Below are 23,483 nucleotides of genomic sequence, written 5' to 3'. Positions count from 1 at the left end.
ACCCTATGAAGATACTGTATTATATTTATCAGATTTGCATCGCTTTGCCTATTTTATTAGTGTTGACCATCCTCACGGCAATTGTCACTATTGTAGGTTCTCTCTTGGGAGGAGCCCACATCTGGGGATATTATCCGGGGAAGATTTGGTCACAATTAATTTGTCTGTTTCTATTGATTCCCGTGAAGATTGAGGGACGTGAAAAGTTGCATGACAAAACTTCCTATATTTTCGTACCTAACCATCAGGGTTCATTTGATATTTTCCTTATTTACGGCTTCATCGGAAGAAACTTTAAGTGGATGATGAAAAAAAGCCTGCGCAAACTGCCGTTTGTAGGAAAAGCCTGTGAAAGTGCAGGACATATCTTTGTAGACAGATCTGGTCCTAAAAAAGTATTGGAAACAATCCGGCAGGCAAAAGACTCATTGAAAGACGGGGTTTCTCTCGTAGTCTTTCCTGAAGGAGCGCGTACATTTACAGGACACATGGGATACTTTAAGAAAGGCGCTTTCCAGTTGGCTGATGATTTACAGTTGGCGGTTGTACCCGTCACCATTGACGGCTCATTCGAGATTCTGCCACGCACAGGCAAATGGATACACCGTCATCGCATGATTCTGACTATTCACGAGCCTATTCCTCCCAAAGGGAAAGGAATGGAAAATATCAAGGCAACCATGGCAGAGGCCTACGCTGCGGTTGAAAGCGCCCTGCCGGAACAATACAAGGGAATGGTGAAAAACGAAGATCAAGACCGATAGTCAGTACATAATCTTATATAAATATGGGGATGCTCACGCACCCCCATATTCCTAACCAGTTTTATGCATCAAACTATTAAATTAAGAAATTCAGATATTTAGATGTTTTGCAAGGTTATGGTTTGGTTTGACATCATTTGTAATTCTTGAAAAGTCAAATTAAAACTTTTATAAATTTCCTTTTCTAAATTCTCTAATGAGAAAGATTCATTTCTGACACCATTAATCTTCCCTCTAAACCGATTGTTATAATGCTTGCGGAATGTATCCGGAGTAACCAGACCTCCCAAGCCATAATCACCCACTACAATCACCGGCTTTCGGCGCAATACCCCTTCGTAAGCGGTAATCCCCGCACCAATAATCAAGTCGGCTTCTTCAATCAGTTTACCGATCTCACTCTCGGAGGATATATAATCCACCTGATACTCTGAATATTTACTTAATAGAATTCCTATCCGTAACCTGGTGCGAGAATTTGCTATTCCGACAACAATGCTGGCTTTTTGTTCTATTAACTGCAATTCGTCACCTCTCAAAGAAGAGGCGGCAGATAATTCATTAGGATTTTTCATATAGCTATTTGGTTTTTGTTGTGTCAAAAGTACAGCATGCATCCGAAAACACAAAAAAAGTCACCCGGACAAAATCAGTGCGCCTGATTTTTCGTAAACACTTACATTTCAATCAAATACAGATTAGCGTTCTATTAATGACCCGGACAATTCATTTTTTATTTATCAAAAATCCCTTAAAAACACATTCAAATCTTCTTGTGGAGAAATGCCTAATCGACCTTTCAGCCTTCCTTTTGCTTTGGTAACAGAATCGGAAGAGGTCTGAAAAATACGCGCCAGTTCTTCATTGGTCAGTCCAAATTTAAGAAAGCAACAGATCTCAAGATCATGTTTAGTTAATAAAGGAGTTTTGTCAAGCAACCGGGTAACGTAATTAGAATAGAGTAAATCAAACAGGCTAAACAATTTATAGCGTTCTCCATTAGACAATTTACCTCTTAATGTTCCCTCTTTGATAGCAAGCAGCAGACGAAAAGCGGATATGTACTGTTCAGAAGAGGGTCCGACAGTTAATTCTCCTCCCAGTTCTTTCAATAGTCCCGATAAGTTTTTGTTCTGCATACTTAGAAGTACAATCTTTCCATTCAACTCGCCTACCTTCATTCGATTTTCTTCCAGTATGCGGTTCTCTTCCAGTACTTGATCTTTCAACTCCTGGATTTCTTCCATCTCCTGCTGGTATCGCTTTATCTCCTCTTCATTATCTCTAATCTGGAATTCGATTTCGGCAATCTTCTTCCTGTGATTTTTACTTTTGTAGTAGTAATAACACATATAGAAGGCCACAATCAGGAAAATAACCGTACCGCAAAATATAAAAACTGTACGGTCCACTTTCAGTTGTAGATTATCATTCCGGAGTTTCTCGTTCTCGTACTGCTTTTGCAGTTCTGTTATCAACTCCTGCGAATCGACTTCATCCAATACATTCACGATAGAGTCCGCTTTTTCATGGTAGATAATCGCTTCTTCAAAATTATCAATATCTTTTTCAAGAAAGTATAAATTGTTATATGCGTCAATACGGGTATATTCTTTAGAAGAATTGATACTCATCTTAAAATATTTCCGGGCATTCTCTACATCGCCCATCTGTATATACAAATAGCCGAGAGACATACACTCCACGTATTTCCTTTCTTCATCCGTTTCTTTTTCATAAGCAGCAAGAAAATAGCGTTCTGACTTTTTCAGTTCTCCCATGGAACGGTACAGTATCCCCAACTCATGTAAAATGGAAACTTCAGACGGATATTGCTTTTCCCTAGCTAGTTCTAAAGCGTAAGTATAATAGAAATAGCAGCTATCCCATTTATTCTGAAACAAATAAGCCCGGCCTATATTTTGCCCGGCTCTGACAAGACTCAAAGAATCTTTCAACTCTTCATAGATCGTATATGACTCCCGAAAATTCTTCAACGACTCCTGATACAATTTCTTTTTCCGGTTAATCATCCCTATCTCATCAGTAGCCATTGCAAACATCTTACAACATTGAATATTCCCGAACATTTCTTTTGCCGAAGATAAAAACGTCAAAGCCTCTTCATCTTTGCCCAATTCACGCAGCACTCTTCCATAATAATACTGCGCTTTAGCACGCGTAACAGAGTCACCACGCTCTACAGTATAGTAATTCAGCGCCAGTGCAATCAATGAGTCAGAAGTAAACTTCACATAGTTCTGATCCATCGCCTGCGTCAATAAAAGTGCATAATCCGCCTGCAACTTTCCACGCAATTTTTCAGTATGAGGTATTGACTTTAATAGATACAGAGCTGTATCCGGAAGAGATTCCATGCACATTTCAATCCTCTGGAATGCCGCATCAGGGGCCTCCGAATCTCTATGACAAGAAACCGATAAGACTAAAATAAAAAAGAAAGCGGCGTATACCGAAACAGTAGTCGTTTTCACTTTACTTGAGTTTTGTGCAAAAATACACAAAAAACTCAAGTATTACTTATTTGTTGAAGCATTTTGTTCCAATCGTTGATGTTCTTCTATCAACTTCATGTTTTCTCTTGCTTTAGACAGGAACTCTCTAACCAGCTTATTATCTTTAAAAGAATAAGGAGCATCCTTGATTATATCATCAATCTGCGGAGTCATAATGGGATAGGGCAAAGAGCTGCAGAGCATCATAAACACACTGGGTCCCAGCACATTTTCGTAATTATCGGAGATGAACGTTTTCACATACTGATTCATCGCTTTCATCAGTGAGTCTCCTTCCACCACCAACTGACCGTGAATCTCATCCAGATCGCCTCCATCCAGTACCATACGGGTTTCCTTCTGCTCCAGTTCACCAATGTTTTCTTCCAATTGGTTTCTTTTGCTGATAAACTCGTACAGTGCATTATTTAAAGATGTTCCGACTGCCTTGAGGTCCGTATTGCTAATGGTAACAGTTATCTTCCCACTTTCCAACACAATCGGCATAATGCTTTCTTCATCCATATAAAGTGTCACCATCTGTACGGAATCTATTTTCCCTTTCATTGAGAACAGACCATGCACTACTTCAGCTGAATCCAGCTTCACCCACTCTCCATCACGAAGGGACTTAAGATACAACATCTTTCCATCCAGACTATTCACTGAAGAGGTTCCTTCAATCTTGTACTTACTGGTGCAGGAAGCCAAAAACGGAAGCAAAAGCAAAAAAGGCAAAATTTTATTCACGTTCATCTATTCATTAAATTCTGGGTACAAAGGTACAACTGATTCAGAATTCAAAGAAACATTTTATCAATATTTAAATCTTGTAAGACTCTTTTCTTTAATAATCCTTATAAACATAGGTATAAGGCTATTTTTTTCATTTAGTTTATCTAATTTTGCGGTCATGAAAACATCAACATTTGCCCCTTTTGCCAAACCGCTTTATGTAATGGTAAAGCCTGTAGGTGCCGTATGTAATCTAGCATGCGATTATTGCTACTATTTGGAAAAGGCCAACCTATACAAAGACAATCTGAAACACGTAATGAGCGATGAACTTCTGGAAAAGTTTATCGACGAGTACATTAACTCACAAACCATGCCGCAGGTGCTTTTCACCTGGCACGGAGGAGAAACGCTGATGCGACCGCTCTCCTTCTATAAAAAGGCGATGGAACTACAAAAAAAGTATGCCTGCGGACGAACGATCGACAACTGCATCCAAACCAACGGAACCATGCTCACCGACGAATGGTGCGAGTTCTTCCGTGAAAATAATTGGCTGGTAGGAGTCTCTATCGATGGTCCCCAGGAGTTTCATGACGAGTATCGCAAAAATAAAATGGGAAAACCCTCTTTTGTGAAAGTGATGCAAGGCATCAATCTTTTGAAAAAACATGGGGTGGAATGGAATGCGATGGCAGTTATTAATGACTTCAATGCCGACTATCCACTAGACTTTTATCGTTTCTTCAAAGAAATCGGTTGTCAGTATATCCAGTTCGCTCCTATCGTTGAACGTATTCTCTCACATGAGGACGGTCGTCACCTCGCTTCTCTTGCAGAAAATAAAGCTGGAACCCTTGCCGATTTTTCGATCACTCCGGAGCAATGGGGCAACTTCCTTTGTGCTCTTTTCGACGAATGGGTGAAAGAAGATGTAGGCAAGTACTATGTACAAATATTCGATTCGACTTTGGCGAACTGGATGGGCGAACAGCCTGGTATATGCACAATGGCAAAGACCTGCGGTCATGCCGGTGTGATGGAATTCAACGGAGATGTTTATTCGTGCGACCATTTTGTATTTCCCGAATATAAATTAGGTAACATTTATAGTAAAACTCTGGTGGAAATGATGCATAGCGAGCGTCAGCACAATTTCGGGAACATGAAATATCAGTCTCTCCCTACTCAATGCAAGGAATGTGAGTTCCTGTTTGCCTGCAACGGAGAATGCCCGAAAAATCGTTTCAGCCAAACGGCAGAAGGCGAACCGGGATTGAACTACTTATGCAAAGGCTATTACCAGTTCTTTAAGCATGTAGCTCCTTATATGGACTTTATGAAAAACGAACTGATGAATCAACGTCCGCCTGCTAATATCATGGAAGCACTGAAGAACGGAGATTTGAAAATTGAATACTAACCAATCATATATTTTAATTTTATCATTAAATAATGAACAGACTAAGACTTTATCTATTAGCGCTGGCTGCGCTTTTTGTATGTTCCGTTAAAGCGGATGAGGGTATGTGGCTATTGCAACTGATGCAACAGCAACACTCCATAGACATGATGAAAAAACAAGGATTAAAACTGGAAGCACAGGACCTATATAATCCGAATGGAATTTCTCTTAAAGATGCCGTAGGTATATTCGGAGGCGGATGTACCGGAGAAATTATCTCACCCGAAGGTTTGATTCTGACCAATCACCATTGTGGCTACGCCTCCATCCAGCAACATAGTAGTGTTGAGCACGATTATCTGACTGATGGTTTCTGGGCTACTTCCAGAGACAAAGAACTCCCTACTCCGGGATTGCAATTCACATTTATCGAACGTATCGAAGATATTACGGATATTGTCAATGCCAAGATTGCGGCGAAAGAAATCACCGAATCCGAATCATTCAGCAATATATTCCTTCAAAAGCTGGCTCATGATCTTTATTTTAAAAGTGACCTGGCAGACAAAAAGGGAATTGTTCCGCAAGCTCTTCCGTTCTATGCCGGAAATAAATTCTATCTTTTCTATAAGAAAATATATCCGGATGTACGTATGGTAGCCGCTCCACCCTCTTCTATCGGTAAGTTTGGTGGTGAAACAGACAACTGGATGTGGCCGCGTCATACCGGCGACTTTTCCATGTTCCGTATTTATGCAGATGCAAATGGTGAACCGGCAGAATACAGCGAGAGCAACGTCCCACTGAAAACCAAGAAACATTTGTCTATCTCTATCAAAGGATTGAAAGAAGGAGATTATGCAATGATTATGGGATTCCCCGGAAGTACGAGCCGCTACCTGACTGTATCAGAAGTAAAAGAACGTATGGAATCGGAAAACGATCCACGTATCCGTATTCGTGGTGCACGTTTGGCTGTCCTGAAAGAGGTAATGAATGCCAGTGACAAAATCCGTATTCAATATGCTAACAAGTATGCGGGTTCCAGCAACTATTGGAAAAACTCCATCGGCATGAATAAGGCCATCATCGATAATGATGTATTGGGAACAAAAGCTGCACAAGAAGCCAAATTCGCAGAGTTTGCAAAAGCACAAAACAATGCTGAATATGCAGCGGTAGTGAAGAACATTGATGACCTGGTAGCTAAGACAACTCCTCTCAACTATCAGTACACCTGTTTGAGAGAGACTTTCTTCGGAGCTATCGAATTTGGCAATGTGATGTTGACTAAAACACGCGAAGCATTGCTTGAGAAAAACGATTCTGTAATCGAAGCACGCATGAAAGCCTTGGAAAGCACTTACGAAAGCATCCATAACAAAGATTACGATCATGAAGTAGACCGCAAGGTAGCGAAAGCCTTGTTCCCCTTATATGCTGAAATGATTCCGGCAAACCAACGTCCTTCTATTTATAAGGTTATTGAGCAGAAATATAAAGGCGATTATAACAAATTCGTTGATGATATGTATGACAACTCTATTTTTGCCAACCGGGCAAACTTCGAGAAGTTTACAAAGAAGCCTTCAGTGAAAGCGATTGACAATGATCTGGCACTACAATACTGCCAGTCTAAATACGACTTGATGGATACACTGGCTTCCCAGCTCAAGGATATGGATCAGGAACTAGCTTTGCTGCACAAAACTTATATCCGTGGTCTAGGTGAAATGAAGTTGCCTGTACCTTCTTATCCGGATGCAAACTTTACCATTCGTCTGACCTATGGTAACGTGAAACCTTATGATCCGAAAGACGGCGTACACTACAACTACTATACAACCACTAAAGGTATTCTTGAAAAAGAAAATCCGGAAGACCGTGAATTCGTTGTACCTGCCAAACTGAAAGAACTGATCGAAAAGAAAGATTATGGCCGCTATGCTTTGCCAAATGGTGATATGCCTGTCTGCTTCCTGTCGACCAACGACATCACCGGTGGTAACTCCGGCAGCCCGGTACTGAATGAAAACGGAGAACTGATCGGTTGCGCTTTTGATGGCAACTGGGAATCATTAAGCGGTGACATCAACTTCGACAACAACCTACAACGTTGTATTAACCTGGATATCCGTTATGTCCTGTTCATTTTGGAAAAGTTAGGAAACTGCGGACACCTAATCAATGAAATGACAATCGTAGAATAAATGAGAAAACAAATCCTATTTGTCCTATTTTCACTGGCAACTCTTAGCATCCACGCCGACGAAGGCATGTGGATGCTAACCGATCTGAAAGCACAGAACGCTGTTGCCATGCGCGAACTTGGTCTCGAAATTCCGATAGAGGAAGTATACAACGCAAATGGCCTTTCTCTAAAAGACGCTGTTGTACACTTCGGAGGAGGATGTACGGGAGAAGTTATCTCTTCCGAAGGACTGGTACTGACTAACCATCACTGTGGTTATGGAGCTATCCAGCAACATAGTAATGTAGAACATGACTATCTGACAGATGGTTTCTGGGCTATGAACCGTGATGCGGAACTCCCTACTCCGGGATTGACCGTCACTTTTATCGACCGGATTCTCGATGTGACGGATTACGTCAACGAACAACTGAAAAAAGATCCGGACCCGGATGGTGTTAATTATCTATCTCCAAGTTATCTTGGCAACGTAGCAGAACGTTTTGCCAAAGCCGAGAATATAGAAATAACTCCTGCAACAAAGTTGGAGCTCAAGGCTTTTTATGGAGGAAACAAATATTATCTGTTCATCAAAACAGTATACAGTGATATTCGTATGGTAGGGGCTCCTCCTTCTTCCATCGGTAAATTCGGAGCTGATACCGACAACTGGATGTGGCCTCGTCACACAGGCGACTTTTCTCTCTTCCGTATTTACGCGGACAAGAATGGAAAACCGGCAGAATATTCTAAAGACAACGTTCCTCTGCAAGTGAAAAAACATCTGAAGATCAGCCTCGCCGGAGTTCAGGAAGGAGATTTCACCTTTGTCATGGGATTCCCCGGACGTAACTGGCGGTATATGATTGCCGACGAAGTGGAAGAACGGATGCAAACGACCAATTTCATGCGCCAGCATGTACGCGGAGCCCGTCAGAAAGTACTTATGGAGCAAATGCTGAAAGATCCGGCAGTGCGTATTCATTATGCAAGCAAATATGCTTCTTCGGCCAATTATTGGAAAAATGCAATCGGCATGAATGAAGGACTGATACGCCTCAATGTACTGGATACCAAACGTGCACAGCAAGAAGAACTATTAGCCCGCGGCCGTGAAAAGGGAGATGATTCGTATCAGAAAGCCTTTGATGAGATTCGCTCTATTGTATCTCACCGACGCGATGCGCTATATCATCAGCAGGCTATCAATGAAGCATTGGTCACCGCCCTTGATTTTATGCGTATCCCTTCCACGACAGAATTGGTTACCGCTCTGAAATCGAAAGATAAAGAGCAGATAAAAGAAGCAAAACTAAAACTGAAGAAAGAAGGTGATAAGTATTTTGCTTCTGTCCCTTTCCCCGACGTGGAACGGATGGTAGCGAAAGAAATGCTGAAGACTTATGCCAACTACATTCCTGCAGAACAACGAATCAACATCTTCGAAATCATCAATTCTCGTTTCAAGGGAAGTATTGACGCCTTCGTTGATGCCTGTTTCGAACATTCCATTTTCGGCAATCCTAAAAACTTTGAGAAGTTTATCAAGAAACCAAGTTTGTATAAAATAGGATATGACTGGATGGTATTATTCAAATATTCTGTTACCGACGGAATTCTGAAAACAGCCATTGCCATGAAAGAAGCCAATCAGAACTATGACGCAGCTCATAAAGTATGGGTGAAAGGCATGATGGACATGAGACAGGAAAAAGGAACGCCGATTTATCCGGATGCGAACTCTACTTTACGATTGACATACGGCCAGGTGCTTTCTTATGAACCGGCTGACGGTGTGGTATATGATGCTCATACCACCCTCAAAGGTGTGATGGAAAAAGAAGATCAGGGAAACTGGGAATTCGTAGTGCCTCAAAAACTAAAAGAGCTATATAACTCCCAGGATTATGGACGTTATGGCAAAAACGGTGAAATGCCTGTCTGCTTTATCGTAAACACCGATAATACAGGAGGAAACTCCGGCAGTCCGGTATTTAACAGCAAAGGTCAGCTGGTTGGAACTGCTTTCGACCGCAACTTTGAAGGCTTAACAGGAGACATTGCTTTCCGTCCTTCATCGCAGCGAGCCGCTTGTGTTGACATCCGCTATACCTTGTTTATCATCGATAAATACGCAGGAGCCTCTCATATCATCGACGAACTTAGCATTGAGTAAGTTGAGAGTTGAGAATTAAAAATTGAGAAATAAAAGTTATGCCATCTGGCATTATATTTCTCAATTTTTAATTCTCTATTTTCAATTTATATAAACTCTTCCACCATATACATCTCGTCAATCATCTCATTCATTATATTCTGTAAATTCTGAACTGCTTCTTCAGGAGATTCCCCATAAGCATTACATTGCATATTTACAGTCAACCAGACATAGTAGCCACCATCTGATGCGCGTTCAAGCACATAATCCGTTCTGTTTAGTTTCATATTGGTAAATAATTAGTGAATGTTGGTATTGAAGTTATTTCTGAATGTGAAGCTGCCAGTTTCTCCAGTTCACGGATCATCCGACGTTCACAGCTACGAACCCAATAAACGAAATGACGGTTCGGAGTATATTCTCCTGCAAAACGAAGCAACGGCTGCAAATCAAAGGAATCACTGATTATTCCTGCCCCCGCTTTCATTGCATCATAGGCATTGCAGTCTTGTTCAATATGTGCTGGAACCATTAATACAGGTTTTCCAAGATACATTGCTTCGCAAATAGACTCGAAGCCTGCCGTACTGGCATAAGCCTTACAACCCGCCATAGCATTAAGAAACTTCACATCATCTATTTGATGGAAACTCAATGTTTCGTCAATCCGTGTCACCTCTTCAGCATCCGATCTATCCCAGAAAAAAGTTAAAGGAACTTCCGGATGTTTCGCATGAAAACTCTCCACGCTATCAGCAAACCCGGAATTAACCATATATCCATGAATATAATCACCCTTTTCCGGACGGATAGCGGTCACTTCCTGACGAATCAATGGAGGAACGGTCACTATTTGATTCATATCATCCTGTTCCATTTCCAGGAAAGACAAAGCCAGTTTCTTCGAAGATCTTAGAGCGGTCATCCGGGTAAAGAAACGCAGCATCCATAACTGGCACGAATTTTTATCCGGAAACTCGAAATCACGATGTAAAAACAGATACTGATGCCCAACACAAATATACGGAACGGAGGGACGGAAGAGTGCATAGGTAAGTCCGGTTAAAAGCTCGTAGAAGTTGATGACAACTTCCGCCCCTGTCTCCCTGATCCGCTGATTTATATAATACATGCTACGAAGATACTCCGGTAATCTTAATAAATTGTATGCAAAGCTTTTCGTCAGGTTCGCCCGTTTATTATCTGCCGTAGGCAGAAAGTTCGGACTAATGAATCGCTTCACCGGTGCATGAATACTCCGATTGAAAAATCCCGGCAAAGTACGTGTCGAGCTTTTCCCGACTAAGACTTCCACTACTTCATGCCCATTGCGCAATAACATTTCTTCGAGAGTGATTGCCTGTGTAAAATGCCCTCTCCCCTCACCTTGAACAATAAATAAAAATTTCATAGTTCCATTATTTTTAGATACGCAAAATTCCCTCTTTCACATTACAAGATGATGACTCTATGATTACTATTTCATGAACAAAATCAGCTTTTTCTCGTTATATAATAAAATAGAAATTATATTTGCGGTCTTCAAAGACTGCTTTTTAACTCTAAGAAAGAAAAGATTATGGAAAAATTTGAAGATTTAATACAGTCACCAGTGCCCGTTTTAGTTGATTTCTTTGCAGAATGGTGTGGACCTTGCAAAGCAATGAAACCGGTTTTAGAAGAACTAAAACTTATTGTGGGAGATAAAGCACGTATTGCAAAGATAGACGTTGACCAGCATGAAGACCTGGCTACTAAATATCGCATACAAGCTGTACCAACCTTTATACTGTTCAAGAATGGAGAGGCTGTCTGGAGACATTCCGGCGTAATCCATAGTAGCGAACTGCAAGGGGTTATCGAGAAGCATTATACATAAAAAGATAATAATAACGAATGAAGAAAGTATTAGTAATGGTAGCCCTCGTCATGGCAAGCGTAATTGTATACGCATTCAATGACAGTAGGGAAACTAATCAAGGTAAAAAAGAGGTAACAGGTAACGGTGAAGTCGTCGTAATGGACAAAGAAATGTTTCTGAAAGACGTCTTCGATTATGAGAAATCAAAGGAGTGGAATTATAAAGGTAATAAGCCCGCCATCATCGACTTATATGCAGATTGGTGCGGACCATGTCGCCAGACAGCTCCTATCATGAAAGAATTGGCAAAGGAATATGCCGGAAAAATTGTCATCTACAAAGTCAATGTAGATAAACAAAAAGAACTGGCAGCTTTATTTAATGCAACAAGTATTCCATTGTTTGTATTCATTCCCATGAAAGGAGATCCACAGCTTTTCCGTGGAGCTGCTGACAAGGCAACTTACAAAAAAGCGATTGATGAATTTCTCTTGAAGTAAAGAAGAAAATATAGTGACGCTATCCGGTCGGGATAGTAACGCTATAATAGGAAAAGAGTGACGGTATCCTTGCGGGATACCGTCACTCTTTTGTATATCTTGCCAATCCTTATTTGAAGTATCCCACAGGATGATTCATCATTGGCATTTGGCTATCTTTCAATTTCAAAACTTTCTTCAATTGTTCATTGTCCATCGAAGCGCGTGGCACTGTTGCTATGTTAGCAGCGGAACAGAATATTGAAATATTTTGAGAAACGATGCCGGAATCCATAGCCCCCATCAACTGGCTGCGTGCACTCTTCGCATCTCCAAATCTGGAAAGATCACTGATTAACACCAAGGACACCGGAGCTGTTTTCACAAATGCCTGTCCACCGGCTACTGCTCCACGATGATCTCCTTCAGCAACCAGAGTCAACTGATGATTTTTAGCATCATACAGATAACTTCCTTCAGGTAATACTACATATACATCCACATCCTGCTTATTCAACGCCGACGGAGCTGTTCTCATTCCGGATTCCTTACGGTTTATCCCATTAGCAGCCCATAACAAATCAGACAGATCCGACAGACTCAATGATTTAGAAGCATACTCGCGAGTTGAATGTCGTTCAGACAATGCCTTCATCACCGCACCGGTACGGTTTAAATTAGGCTTCGGCAATTTAATCACTTTGTCAGCAGCAAAAGCAGCCACCGAAAGCATTAAACAAACTAACAATAGTTGTACTTTTCTCATAACTGTGGTATTTAAAAATTGATAGACAAATATAAATAAAAAAGGTCTGTATTCGTTGCAGAATGCAGACCTTTTAAGAGTTTATTAGGCTTAATTATTTCTTATCACCGAAATAACGGTTGTACAATCCTTCAAAACCTTTACCGTGACGAGCTTCGTCTTTGCACATTTCGTGTACAGTGTCATGGATAGCATCCAGATTCAGAGCTTTAGCACGAGTTGCGATACGTTTTTTGTCTTCGCATGCACCTTGTTCAGCATCTTTACGTTTCTGCAGGTTCGTTTTAGTATCCCATACGCAGTCGCCCAACAATTCCGCAAACTTAGCAGCATGTTCAGCTTCTTCCCAAGCGTAACGTTTGAAAGCTTCAGCTACTTCAGGATAACCTTCACGGTCTGCCTGACGGCTCATAGCCAAATACATACCAACTTCAGTACATTCTCCCATGAAGTGATTGTTCAGGTCCTTAATCATTTCTTCGTCACAACCTTTTGCCACACCAATAACGTGTTCGTCAGCAAAAGACAATGCGCCACCTTCTACCTCAACAACTTCTACGAATTTGCTGGCAGGAGCTTTACACAATGGGCATTTTTCAGGAGCTGCGTCACCTTCATGAACGTAACCGCATACAGTACATCTAAATTTTTTCATTTTCTTCTCAATTTTAAATTAATTAGTCAATACGTGTTTCTTTATCTTTACTTAAGCAATTCTTGCAAATACCTTTATAATAATAATGAACTTCTGATACCTGGTGACCATCCATGTCTATATTCTCCACTTTCTTTATGGCTTCCGGGCATTTCAGATCATAAATGTGTCCACAACGCTTGCACAAAAAATGAGAATGTACGGAAGTATCTGCGTCAAAGTTCGTATTCTTCTCATCAATTGTAAGCATCAAGGCTGCTCCTTGCTCCGAAAACAATTTCAATGTATTATAAACCGTAGTTTTTGAAAGTGTCGGCATCGAGGGAGATAGTGCAGTATATATATCATCAGCTGATGGATGAATCGGATTATCCATCAGATATTCCATGATAGCGATACGCTGCATGGACGGCTTGATATTATGTTCTAATAATCGATCGTATGGCTTCATTATCTTCCCTTTCTTTCAAAGTTGTATTCATTACAATTATAAATTCAATGCAAAGATAAAGAGTTTCAATATTATTTCCAAATAAATCTTCGTTTTTTTATATATAATCTGTACTACTGAAGATTAATACAAAAACAAAACCGTTTAAGTGCAAGAAACTGACTTAAACGGTTTTATTATAAAAGATACTAAAAGTATCAAGATTAGAATGAAGTTCGTGTTCCGGTTAAGATATCTGATGGTATATCCTCACATCGAGTATAAACTTTTATTTCCCCCATATCCTCTTTAGCAGTCCATACCATTGAAATATCAGTTAACCCCGAAACGATATATGAATATTCCCATTCATCGTCCGTATCAAGCTGGTAATAATAAGTACCGCTAATAACATCTCCGTAATCCTCCTCTTTATTCAGAGTAAAGGAGCCGGGAATTTGCTGGGACGTAGCACTGTTGAGGTTTGTATAAATGGTATAAGAACGTTTTCCGTCTTTCTCTTTCCGGTCAAACTTGATATAATAGTATCGTGTATCACCGTCTATCTTTTCTCCATTCCATTCACTCAATCGCCAAGTCCCTGCAATATTCGCATAATTTACATCCTTCGTATCAGGAAGCTTCACTTCATCGTCGTCTCCACATGACATAAATAATGCCATAGTGAGCAGTAACATCATTTTGAATATATTTTTCATATACATATTTTATAATAATTATTATTGTAACAATAGTTTCACCTGTATTCTCCTTTCGCAAGGCCGGACAGGAATACCATCCAACATAAAATGAAATGTAATTTCATTCTTTTGAGGTAGTAAGCCCTTATCAATAGAAAGAACCATATCAGCTTCTATTCCCGGAGAAATAATTTCCGGTTCTGTATGGAAGTGAATGTATTCCGGTAACAACAAGGCTGATAACCTCAAAGGCTGTTTCCCTGTATTAACGCATACAAATCTTTCCACTTGCCTCCCTTCTCGGGAAAGTATCCTGACTTGCCAATCCTTTCTTTTCAGCCGTAATGTGTTCCCTATATATACAGGATAGTCCCTCCATCGGTCAGCGGTAGGCAATACCTTACCGACGAGTGCCAACTTAGCTGTAGGATGCTCCTTCGAAAGATCGGTATAAACAAACGCTTCCCTATACAAATCACCAGCCTGATCCATTGGATGAAAGACCAATATGATTTCTCCCTGCTCTCCCGGTTGCACTACCTTTTTATCATATTTGGCTACCGTACAACCACAGGAAGTAGTTAACTTGGAAAGGTATATAGGCTTCTTGCTTACATTATGATATTTAAAATGATACATTGCCGGATCATCGTCTTCTGATAAAGTTCCTATATTCATTACTGTATGTTCAAACTGCAAGACTTGTTCGACTGTTTCCTGCGCAAAGCTATGCACAGGAAACAGGTAAATAAGAAGGAACAGCCCAAGTTCGATGGTTTCGGCAAGATATCGTTTCATAATAGAGTTTACATCCAACTATCGTTCTTACGAACAGTGATGAAAAAATCTTGCTTGGTGCCGTCACTCGCCTTGACTGTAGCTTTTGTAGAACCAACTTTCAAGCCTTTCAAAGTGAAAGTAATGTTGTTCTCTGTCGTAAGGGTAGCAATTGAGTTATCATCAACTGTACAGGTAAAGGTCATATTCTCTCCATTTTTGAAATAACGGGAATAATTGATTTTACTTGTAGCTTCGACGGCCACATACATATTAGGTACAGTCATCTCCACACCACCTCCTTCAACTGCTTTCAACAGCTTATAGGCATCAATCAACCCTGTTCCCATATTGCCCGCATAAGCGGCAGGCTCCATTTGTCCGGCAGCTATTTGTCCGAACGAAGCATTTGTGTACCAATAAACTTTCGTTTCTTTAAAATAGGGTTCCACCGGATTGACAGACTCCAATATCATTTTACGGAATTCATCTGCACGGAAATGACGATGTAATTCAGCTGCATAAGAAAGTCCCAATGCCGCTACTCCCGAAATATGTGGACAAGCCTGCGATGTTCCTTCCATATATCCGTAATGAGAATTTTCCCCACCATCTTCATTGGCAGAAGGAGGTAATGTGGAATATATTTTTCCTTTCGAGCTCTGATGATAATCACTGTCACCACCCGGAGCTGCAATAGAAACGCCCATCGCATAGTTGGAGTAACAGGAAGGAGTCCCGTCGGCAGCCAAAGCGGCTACAGATATATAATCAGGATAAGCTCCCGGATATCCGGCCATAGCTGCATATTCATTACCTGCGGCAAATACAATGATACCTCCGTCTATGACATCGTTTGGCGAACCGGCATTATGAAGAAAATAATCGAAGGCTTCTTTTTCCAACGGAGCAGCATCGACCCAATCTTTATCAGAAGTAAACCCCGGGGTATACCCACTAATAGGATTGGAAAGCCCCGAATTATATCCCCAACTACACTGCAAAATAACGGCACCGTTATCTGCTGCATATTTCACAGCTTTCGCTTCCTGATACAAGTCACATCCTTTAGAACCGGAAAAGACCTGACAACTCATGATTTTTACACCACCTCTATTATTGGCTTTATCCCCTCCTGCAATGCCACTAATACCTTCACCATTATTCCTCACTGCACTGATAATCCCGGCCACATGAGTCCCATGTCCGGTATCATTCGGGTCGTCATAAGAGATATAGCCTTTATCATCTGTGAAGTTGTAGCCATAGCGGTCACCGGCATAACCATTTCCATCAGCATCTTCCTTTGAAGCAAATGTTTCATCCTCATTCACCCATATATTTCCTTCCAAGTCAGGATGGTCGTACATCACACCTTCATCAAGCACAGCAACAACAATGGAAGGATTACCCGTACAAAGCTTCCAGGCTTCCCCACAATTTACATCAACACCCATTACAGCAGGTACTACATTATCTCCTTTATCATTTTTTTCTCCATTCTGAAGAATAGAACCATCATTCTTACATCCCCATTGTAGATTAAAAAAAGGATCGTTCGCATCGGTATTCACAGCACGAGTTGTATGCACCACACGGGTCATTGCCTGCTTGGTGAGCACAGTTGCCCGTACATTCGGATCATAAGAACGCTGAATAGCACGAGTGAACTGGACTTTTGCTACATCCGCCACTTGTGACAAGTCCTTGGCTACCTGCTCCAAATCCGTATCTTCAGCAAAATGGATAATATACCAAAGATTCAATCCCGCTTTGCGAGTACGTTCTTCCGTACGACTGTCCACCGGAAAAATACGTTCCAGTTCAGAAATACCGATTCGCTGCAGAACTGCATCCATATCCGAAATTCCCGAACGGGTCAAAGCACCTCCGATAGAGCGGGTAGTAGCAGCATCCAAAAAGGATGCCGCTTCCGGTTTAAATTTTACCAAAATTTTACCCTGAGTAGCTCCTTCGGGTAAATCTATGATAGGAGCTCCCTGTCCTGTATCAGGTTTCACAGCATCCATATCCTGATCGGAACAAGATGCAAAAGTGATCGCTACAGCGGCTATTAGAATTAAATATATTCTTTTCATAATCAAAAAATCAATTATCTGTTAATGTAGGTCTGGCTTTCGGATAACGTTCATAGAACCATTCCAAATTTGACGGTTCATTCTTAAAACCAGGAATATTGCCACTCTTATCTTTACCTGAATCTTGCGTATAAATCAAGGTAAATGGATCAAAACGCGCAAAACGTGGATGATAGAGTAACCAATCCGGCAAATCATCACCAGTCAAGAAATTCAAGTTAATAGAGAAATGTTCGGCATTAGGCAGAATATTCGGAATTGTTTTTAGTTTTGCTTTCACCTCCTCGCTGGCACTCATTAATGTATCGTTTTGCTGGATATCCTCATCTGTGTAAGTAGATACACCATATTCAGGACTACCATTATAGCTATTAATAAATGTTGGGAGTTTACCATAAATCAAATTATAAGATAATGATAAAGATTTCAGATTTTTCCACTTCAATAAATTTTTTAATGTAGAAGAAGAAGCATCTATACATAACCCTGGATTGTCACGCGTTTCAGTACTTAAATCTGTAATTGTACTATAACGGCGATTACCTGTTAAACTTAAATTGAGCAGTCCCGGGAAATTAGCAGGAGTCAAATCATACGGAATAGTCGTGAAATTATTTCCACTCAAATCCAAGGTGATCAAGTCTTTACGCGAGCTTTCCAATTCTGTTTTCGAGATTGTTGTAATACCTAGTGCACTTATTGTCAGATTCCTTAGATATTTTAATCCTGCCAATGCATTTCCAATCCGATAAGGAGAAGGGAGCAACATAGTGTTCGTGTTACCATAAACAACCAACGTTTCCAGATATTTAATTTTACCGATTTCAGCAGGTAACTCTTCTTTTGTATTCAGCATCCTGAATTCAACGGAACGTACACGTCCCAGCTGCTCGGGTGTTACACCTTTATCTGTCTTTTCCCAAACGGTTACCCCCAACCAATAGTCAAGACGTTCACTAGCATCCCAGTTAGTCATTGAGCGCAATTTTGTACTTGCAATAACAATAGCAATAGAATCTCCTCTTCTATCATCCGTTATTTCCGGTGCGGCTTCCTGCTTTACCGTCAAGGTCACTTCTTTCTCCAATTCATCAGCTTCGTTCACTGGAAGAAATTTTATAGAAGCAATTCTTTCTTGGGGGTCTGTATTCATCTCCCACTTGAATCGCATCTTGATAGTACGGGGACGAGCTCCATAATCCAATGAAATATCAGGATTTCTTTTAGTAGTAGTTACCCAAGAGCCTATCAAAGGATAATCAACCTTAAACTCGACATTTGTAGTCACTGATATATCAAAATATCTTTTATCTGCATTCCCCATATTGGGCACTTCCACTTCATATTTATCCAGTCCAATCATCTTTCCATATCCGGTCTGATGTATTTTCAATTCCTGTTTCGGTTGTCCTTCCGGTACAAATGTCACGACAGCATGTCGCACGTCATTAGAAAGCGTAGAGTCTACTACAATTTCACAATTAGTACTTCCTACACCATTAGCGGGCATCACCTTCACCCAAGGTTTGTCTACCTTTGCCACCCATTTGGTACCTGAAGCCACTTTTACCGGCTCCATTCCTCCAGTAGCACCTAATGTAACTTCTTGAGTGTCAATGGTGAAACCAGTAATCCCCTCTTCATCCGAATCATTACAAGCTGCAATAAAAAGCAAACTTGCAAAGAGGCATAAATATATATTAAACAATGGTTTCATATAGATTCTTTTTTATTATTTATCCATTTAATTTTTCAAATAATCACATCCGCGAATATCCTGTTCCGGATCATAGATAAGGAGATACGCTCCTGCCTTAATCATATTGCAGACATTGGAAAGATTAAGAGAGATATTTGGATTATCCTTTATCTCAAAAACGATAACATACGGGGAAATCGTATCAGTAATCTTTCGCAAATCATTTCCACCAATGCAGAACTGCCGCAAACTCGGACATAAAGATATATTAGACGGCCATTTTCTCAACAAACGATTACCGTTCTCATCGCGCTGGCTACGGACAGCGTAAACAGTCAATGTAGCTGCATCCATCGGACCTGTAGGAACTTCCGTAAAACGGTTGTTACTTATATCTACTCCATAAAGGAAAGGCATGTTCTTTCCGTTGAAATCATCCGGCAACTTCGACAACTTATTATAAGTCAGGTCCAGCGTTTTCATCATATAAGAATATTTTGAAGCACTAAACGTACCTTTCGGAATCTCCTCTATACCGTTACCGTTCAATCCTAAAACAGACACTTGAGAATTTGTTTTGAATAGTATATCCGGGAATTTTTTCAGTTTATTACCACCTAAGGCAATCGTATTAGCATTCACGCCCTTAAATGTACCGTCTTCCTCACCTTCAAATCCATCTATCTCATTGAATGAGAAATTAACCGAAGACATTACATATATAGATTGTGAACTAAATATATTCGGGAATTTTTTCAATTTATTATGTGCAAAAGAGAAAGACTCCACATCTGCATATCCGCAGAAGCTTCCACTTCCATCACGCGGCAATTCTTCTATTTGATTATAATCCATTGACAATTGCACTAAGACCACATCGCTACCGAAAGCTTTCTCAATCTTTTTAATCTTATTGTATGCACAATCCAGTTTACCCAGTTTTTTCACCATCGACATATCCGGTAAGACAGTCAGATTATTGTAGGTCAAATAAAATATTTGTAATGTCTTACTTATATTTTCACTAGCTACAAACTCGCCCAAATCCTCATGAAAATCTCCCAAATTCGGATTGCTCGCCAAATTGAATGATTGAAGGTTAGGTAATTGTTGCAATTCCTCTGGAAGTTTTTTCATTGACGGACAATTGTAAATTTCAAGGTCTGTCAGATTTTCTAATTTGCTAAGATTAGTACCCGGTTCAAATCCCTCAAATTTGCCATTGGCAATGTATAAGTATTGCAAATTTACCAGATTTCCTATAGAAGCAGGAATTCTATGTATTCCATTTGTCAACCGATTAACCGGCACATCCTTCAAAGAAGGACGACTGGCTTCGCTCTTTACATCAGCCTGTGAAAAACGACTAGGTATCCCCTCTTTCTGCCATTTCAGCGCAGCTTGTATAGGTTCAGAGAAATATGATGCCATATCCTTTTTTACGAACTTATTATAAAAATCATTTCGTACAGAGTTCTTCTGTACTTCAGTCAGTTCAGTTCCTATTGTTTTCTCAATAATATTATCACCCACTTGTTCGGAGTGATTACCTAATGACAATGTTCTAAGTTCCGTCAATTCTCCTAAGGATGCTGGAATATCGCCTTCAGGACCGAACGCACCAATAGTAAGACCTATGACACGTCCTTTCTCATCCAATCCTACGCCAGGTTGCTCTCCCCATAAATCAATATCTTTATTAAAATCCCAGTTAGTTCCTAAAGGATATGTAACACCGGAATAACTCCATCCCTTTTGATTCTTTTCAGGAATAGCCGGACCTTTCAGGGCTTCCCAAATTTCTTTCAGAATCAGATAATCTTTAATACTGCCAGTAGTTTTACTGAAATTAACTGGAATTTTAACTTCAGTAGTCACATTATCCGAAACTTCAAAATCAGCCCCATTCACCTCTCCATACTCCAAAGAACTTTTGTTTTTCTTAATGGTCGTATAATTCTTGACTTTATACTTACCTGCAGGAAGTCGGAAAAGTGAATCACTGACGGCCACGGATATTTTTGTTCCATTGCCGTCCAGTTTCTCCGTATATTCTACACTAACATTACTAAAAGTCGTATCCTTTTTTGTAAATTGCTCCTGTACTGTTACATTAATATATTTAATATCAGAGAACAGATAATCCTCTCCCAATGTCGCACGAGTAGATGGTAGAAAATTCTTAGTCACGGTAAATTTCACTATACCTCGATTCACGACTTTCACATGTATATCTTGTACAGCCAATCCACCATTGATCACCGTGATAATCGTCTTTTCATACGGTTCTCCGGAAAGAATTTGTTTCAATTCCTGTGCTGTTCCATCTGCTTTAAATAGGTAGAAACCAACAATCTGGTAGGTTCCGGCCATCAACTGAAGTTTTTCACTTCGCAGGCCAAATTCACTATCATCTCCCATCGCCTCCAGACCCACAGTCTGCACAACTTCAGTACCATCGTCCTGATTGATGAGTACAATCTTCATTTTTTGCGCATCGCGCAAATAGTTCAGTTCATTCGTACTGGCACGCGTTTTTTTCGTTTCTGCCAACCCACTCTTATAGAGTTTGAACTGAGCATATCCATATCCTGCCTGAAGCACAGCATCATCGTCGTCAGAGCAACTTCCTACTGTAAACCCTAGAATAAACAGTATACAGGAAAGGACAAACATTCTTATAAATAATATCTTTGTTTTCATAAAATCATTCTATTAATCTTCATATCGTTTGGATATTATTAATACAGCATAAACTTCTCCACTAGAATCCATAAATGACAATTCCATATCCTTTTCACCATTTACATCGGGACCAATTCCATGAATAGTCACATCCACAAAAGGTTCTTCTTTTTCTATGCCATTCCATTTATAGCCATCTATGAAATTGACAGCCATTAAATAATGTGTCATTGTGATTCCTTTTGGAGCAATTATTAAAGGATCAAAACTAATTCCCAACGGCAATGATGCAATCCATACATTCTTCGTACCATATTTCTCCATCGCTTGCTCTTCTCCAACATTATCTGCATAAGAAGTTAATGTCACATTGGTCAATGCTCCACCATCACCATTCTTCAACACAAATCCCATAGAAGCACTCGCATCTTCCGCTTGCAGCACATTAGCTATAATATTTTCATCATAGGCTTGCGGAATACCCGTTTTAAGCAAAACAAGATCGGACAATTGGTCCTTAATTTCAGCATATACACTATTAGGAAATGCTAAGACATAGGCATTTCTTTTTTCCGAAGAATTCCGGCTTACGGCTATTTTGAGACTCCCTTTTTTATCATTATCTACCCAAAGCCAACGATCAGAACCACCTTCTATTATTTTATAGGTGTATTCATACTCCCACATCATATTCCGTTCTTCCAGATATTCTACACAAACCAAAGTATATTCATCATTCTTAGCCATTACCGTCACAGGAACTCCTTCCGAATCATAGCTATCATTCCCTACAGTATAACTTTCTCCATCAGCCGAAGCCTCTATATTACCTGTCAGAGTACCAATAATCCTATCAGCAGGGATGCCTTCATACTTCACAGGAACTTTTGCAATGGCTCCACTTCTACTTTCAGTTGTCAAAAAGCCGGTAATTTCATTCTTTTTATATTGCGTTATCATCTGCGGGGTCATCTTGACATTATCTCCTGCCCTACCGGATATAACTTCGCTACTGCGATTGAACTCCATCCATTCAGGTTTATCTTTCAACACCCAATCTTCATTGGCATCCAACACTAATATGTCAGTTCCATCGAAATTGATCACAAAGGGATTTTCCTCTGTATACATTACAGATTTATCCGCATTGAAAGCCCGAACTTCATAACCAATAGACAGACGCGTTACTTCTGCTATTACCTGCCGACTTCCCGCCATCGTCATTGTCAGTTCCGCCTTATAGGATTTCATCAGTTCCGTAGCATCATCACTAATATGAATGGTGACAGTCTGTTCGCCAGCACCACCTGAACAAGTGAAGGTCTGTTCACCCTCCTGTTCAAAATAGCACCACAACGACGAAGAAGTCAATATCCAGTTATCAATAGCTTTAAAAGTCAGCGTCTTGACATCCCCGACTTCACATTCTATTTTCTGTAAATCCGGGAACACAGGTGTTGCAGTCTCATCATCATCACTACAAGCAGACGTGAAGAGACAGAACGCCAACACAATCAATTGCAAATAATATTTTATTATATCTTTCATATTTATTTCCGATT

Annotated in this window: 20 protein-coding genes; 6 read left to right on the top strand and 14 right to left on the bottom strand. The window is 40.2% G+C overall.

All coding sequences use genetic code 11. The annotated features are described in order from the left end of the window. The first annotated feature begins 5 nt into the window (after positions 1 to 5). Positions 6 to 764: a lysophospholipid acyltransferase family protein gene (locus DWZ47_RS11375; RefSeq protein WP_004297350.1), complete on the top strand. Its 759-nt coding sequence runs from the start codon at positions 6 to 8 to the stop codon at positions 762 to 764. Between the two features lie 98 nt (positions 765 to 862). Here the strand turns inward: DWZ47_RS11375 and DWZ47_RS11370 are convergent, their stop codons facing one another. The 3 genes from DWZ47_RS11370 to DWZ47_RS11360 form a co-directional block, all read right to left on the bottom strand. Continuing rightward, positions 863 to 1,339, bottom strand: a complete 477-nt coding sequence (locus DWZ47_RS11370; protein WP_004306016.1) for a hypothetical protein — start codon at positions 1,337 to 1,339, stop codon at positions 863 to 865. A 165-nt stretch (positions 1,340 to 1,504) separates the two neighbouring features. Then, positions 1,505 to 3,259, bottom strand: a complete 1,755-nt coding sequence (locus DWZ47_RS11365) for a hypothetical protein (protein ID WP_044918213.1) — start codon at positions 3,257 to 3,259, stop codon at positions 1,505 to 1,507. Positions 3,260 to 3,301: 42 nt separating this feature from the next. Then, positions 3,302 to 4,036: a DUF4369 domain-containing protein gene (locus DWZ47_RS11360; RefSeq protein WP_117513174.1), complete on the bottom strand. Its 735-nt coding sequence runs from the start codon at positions 4,034 to 4,036 to the stop codon at positions 3,302 to 3,304. A gap of 157 nt (positions 4,037 to 4,193) precedes the next feature. Between DWZ47_RS11360 and DWZ47_RS11355 the strand changes: the two genes are divergently transcribed. From DWZ47_RS11355 to DWZ47_RS11345, 3 genes are read left to right on the top strand one after another with little or no spacing between them, the layout of a single operon-like run. Next, positions 4,194 to 5,438 carry an anaerobic sulfatase-maturation protein gene (locus DWZ47_RS11355; protein WP_004319514.1) on the top strand — a complete coding sequence of 415 codons (1,245 nt, stop codon included), beginning with the start codon at positions 4,194 to 4,196 and terminating at the stop codon, positions 5,436 to 5,438. Positions 5,439 to 5,470: 32 nt separating this feature from the next. Next, complete coding sequence (locus DWZ47_RS11350; protein ID WP_004306012.1) at positions 5,471 to 7,630, top strand: S46 family peptidase; 2,160 nt, start codon at positions 5,471 to 5,473, stop codon at positions 7,628 to 7,630. Further along, positions 7,631 to 9,787, top strand: coding sequence for a S46 family peptidase (locus DWZ47_RS11345; RefSeq protein ID WP_004306011.1), 2,157 nt, complete (start codon positions 7,631 to 7,633; stop codon positions 9,785 to 9,787). Positions 9,788 to 9,873: 86 nt separating this feature from the next. On the opposite strand, the gene DWZ47_RS11340 is transcribed toward DWZ47_RS11345, so the two are convergent. Together DWZ47_RS11340 and DWZ47_RS11335 are read right to left on the bottom strand one after the other, a co-directional pair. Then, entirely contained in the window at positions 9,874 to 10,056 is a 183-nt protein-coding gene (locus DWZ47_RS11340) for a type II toxin-antitoxin system HicB family antitoxin (RefSeq protein WP_004306010.1), read from the bottom strand. Then, the gene (locus DWZ47_RS11335) at positions 10,053 to 11,180 is read right to left on the bottom strand and encodes a glycosyltransferase family protein (RefSeq protein WP_004297338.1); all 1,128 of its coding nucleotides are present in this window, start codon (positions 11,178 to 11,180) and stop codon (positions 10,053 to 10,055) included. The genes DWZ47_RS11340 and DWZ47_RS11335 overlap by 4 nt, the downstream gene beginning before the upstream one ends. A 168-nt stretch (positions 11,181 to 11,348) precedes the next feature. Between DWZ47_RS11335 and trxA the strand changes: the two genes are divergently transcribed. Both trxA and DWZ47_RS11325 read left to right on the top strand, forming a co-directional pair. Beyond that, positions 11,349 to 11,648 (top strand): thioredoxin, encoded by a 300-nt coding sequence (gene trxA, locus DWZ47_RS11330; RefSeq protein WP_004306008.1) that lies wholly within the window; start codon positions 11,349 to 11,351, stop codon positions 11,646 to 11,648. A gap of 17 nt (positions 11,649 to 11,665) precedes the next feature. Beyond that, positions 11,666 to 12,130 (top strand): thioredoxin domain-containing protein, encoded by a 465-nt coding sequence (locus DWZ47_RS11325; RefSeq protein WP_004306007.1) that lies wholly within the window; start codon positions 11,666 to 11,668, stop codon positions 12,128 to 12,130. Positions 12,131 to 12,239: 109 nt separating this feature from the next. On the opposite strand, the gene DWZ47_RS11320 is transcribed toward DWZ47_RS11325, so the two are convergent. The 9 genes from DWZ47_RS11320 to DWZ47_RS11280 all read right to left on the bottom strand — a co-directional run bounded on the left by DWZ47_RS11320 (position 12,240) and on the right by DWZ47_RS11280 (position 23,469). Then, positions 12,240 to 12,875, bottom strand: coding sequence for a SagB/ThcOx family dehydrogenase (locus DWZ47_RS11320; RefSeq protein WP_004306006.1), 636 nt, complete (start codon positions 12,873 to 12,875; stop codon positions 12,240 to 12,242). Positions 12,876 to 12,969: 94 nt separating this feature from the next. Next, complete coding sequence (locus DWZ47_RS11315; RefSeq protein WP_004297333.1) at positions 12,970 to 13,530, bottom strand: NADH peroxidase; 561 nt, start codon at positions 13,528 to 13,530, stop codon at positions 12,970 to 12,972. A 22-nt stretch (positions 13,531 to 13,552) separates the two neighbouring features. After that, positions 13,553 to 13,981: a Fur family transcriptional regulator gene (locus DWZ47_RS11310; RefSeq protein WP_004297332.1), complete on the bottom strand. Its 429-nt coding sequence runs from the start codon at positions 13,979 to 13,981 to the stop codon at positions 13,553 to 13,555. Between the two features lie 203 nt (positions 13,982 to 14,184). Next, positions 14,185 to 14,679, bottom strand: coding sequence for a lipocalin family protein (locus DWZ47_RS11305; protein WP_224440799.1), 495 nt, complete (start codon positions 14,677 to 14,679; stop codon positions 14,185 to 14,187). Between the two features lie 21 nt (positions 14,680 to 14,700). Then, positions 14,701 to 15,459, bottom strand: a complete 759-nt coding sequence (locus DWZ47_RS11300; protein WP_004297329.1) for a DUF1573 domain-containing protein — start codon at positions 15,457 to 15,459, stop codon at positions 14,701 to 14,703. An 8-nt stretch (positions 15,460 to 15,467) separates the two neighbouring features. After that, positions 15,468 to 17,537: a S8 family peptidase gene (locus DWZ47_RS11295; protein ID WP_008648327.1), complete on the bottom strand. Its 2,070-nt coding sequence runs from the start codon at positions 17,535 to 17,537 to the stop codon at positions 15,468 to 15,470. A gap of 10 nt (positions 17,538 to 17,547) precedes the next feature. Beyond that, positions 17,548 to 19,254 carry a BACON domain-containing protein gene (locus tag DWZ47_RS11290; RefSeq protein WP_008648328.1) on the bottom strand — a complete coding sequence of 569 codons (1,707 nt, stop codon included), beginning with the start codon at positions 19,252 to 19,254 and terminating at the stop codon, positions 17,548 to 17,550. 27 nt (positions 19,255 to 19,281) lie between these two features. Further along, a complete protein-coding gene (locus DWZ47_RS11285) occupies positions 19,282 to 21,939 on the bottom strand; it encodes a DUF4458 domain-containing protein (RefSeq protein WP_008648329.1) in 2,658 nt (885 codons plus the stop codon). A 12-nt stretch (positions 21,940 to 21,951) separates the two neighbouring features. After that, complete coding sequence (locus DWZ47_RS11280) at positions 21,952 to 23,469, bottom strand: DUF5003 domain-containing protein (RefSeq protein ID WP_008648330.1); 1,518 nt, start codon at positions 23,467 to 23,469, stop codon at positions 21,952 to 21,954. Positions 23,470 to 23,483 lie beyond the last annotated feature (14 nt).

This window comes from Bacteroides sp. AF32-8BH (assembly GCF_003435205.1).
GTDB classification, from domain to species: domain Bacteria; phylum Bacteroidota; class Bacteroidia; order Bacteroidales; family Bacteroidaceae; genus Bacteroides; species Bacteroides ovatus.
This window is presented reverse-complemented; position numbering and strand designations above follow the sequence as displayed.

Bases quoted from the DNA above. Each gene is read 5' to 3' on its own strand.
- DWZ47_RS11375 (WP_004297350.1), top strand. From the start codon at position 6: ATGAAGATACTGTATTATATTTATCAGATTTGCATCGCTTTGCCTATT.
- DWZ47_RS11370 (WP_004306016.1), bottom strand. From the start codon at position 1,339: ATGAAAAATCCTAATGAATTATCTGCCGCCTCTTCTTTGAGAGGTGAC.
- DWZ47_RS11360 (WP_117513174.1), bottom strand. From the start codon at position 4,036: ATGAACGTGAATAAAATTTTGCCTTTTTTGCTTTTGCTTCCGTTTTTG.
- DWZ47_RS11355 (WP_004319514.1), top strand. From the start codon at position 4,194: ATGAAAACATCAACATTTGCCCCTTTTGCCAAACCGCTTTATGTAATG.
- DWZ47_RS11350 (WP_004306012.1), top strand. From the start codon at position 5,471: ATGAACAGACTAAGACTTTATCTATTAGCGCTGGCTGCGCTTTTTGTA.
- DWZ47_RS11345 (WP_004306011.1), top strand. From the start codon at position 7,631: ATGAGAAAACAAATCCTATTTGTCCTATTTTCACTGGCAACTCTTAGC.
- DWZ47_RS11340 (WP_004306010.1), bottom strand. From the start codon at position 10,056: ATGAAACTAAACAGAACGGATTATGTGCTTGAACGCGCATCAGATGGT.
- DWZ47_RS11335 (WP_004297338.1), bottom strand. From the start codon at position 11,180: ATGAAATTTTTATTTATTGTTCAAGGTGAGGGGAGAGGGCATTTTACA.
- trxA (WP_004306008.1), top strand. From the start codon at position 11,349: ATGGAAAAATTTGAAGATTTAATACAGTCACCAGTGCCCGTTTTAGTT.
- DWZ47_RS11325 (WP_004306007.1), top strand. From the start codon at position 11,666: ATGAAGAAAGTATTAGTAATGGTAGCCCTCGTCATGGCAAGCGTAATT.
- DWZ47_RS11320 (WP_004306006.1), bottom strand. From the start codon at position 12,875: ATGAGAAAAGTACAACTATTGTTAGTTTGTTTAATGCTTTCGGTGGCT.
- DWZ47_RS11315 (WP_004297333.1), bottom strand. From the start codon at position 13,530: ATGAAAAAATTTAGATGTACTGTATGCGGTTACGTTCATGAAGGTGAC.
- DWZ47_RS11310 (WP_004297332.1), bottom strand. From the start codon at position 13,981: ATGAAGCCATACGATCGATTATTAGAACATAATATCAAGCCGTCCATG.
- DWZ47_RS11305 (WP_224440799.1), bottom strand. From the start codon at position 14,679: ATGAAAAATATATTCAAAATGATGTTACTGCTCACTATGGCATTATTT.
- DWZ47_RS11300 (WP_004297329.1), bottom strand. From the start codon at position 15,459: ATGAAACGATATCTTGCCGAAACCATCGAACTTGGGCTGTTCCTTCTT.
- DWZ47_RS11295 (WP_008648327.1), bottom strand. From the start codon at position 17,537: ATGAAAAGAATATATTTAATTCTAATAGCCGCTGTAGCGATCACTTTT.
- DWZ47_RS11290 (WP_008648328.1), bottom strand. From the start codon at position 19,254: ATGAAACCATTGTTTAATATATATTTATGCCTCTTTGCAAGTTTGCTT.
- DWZ47_RS11285 (WP_008648329.1), bottom strand. From the start codon at position 21,939: ATGAAAACAAAGATATTATTTATAAGAATGTTTGTCCTTTCCTGTATA.
- DWZ47_RS11280 (WP_008648330.1), bottom strand. From the start codon at position 23,469: ATGAAAGATATAATAAAATATTATTTGCAATTGATTGTGTTGGCGTTC.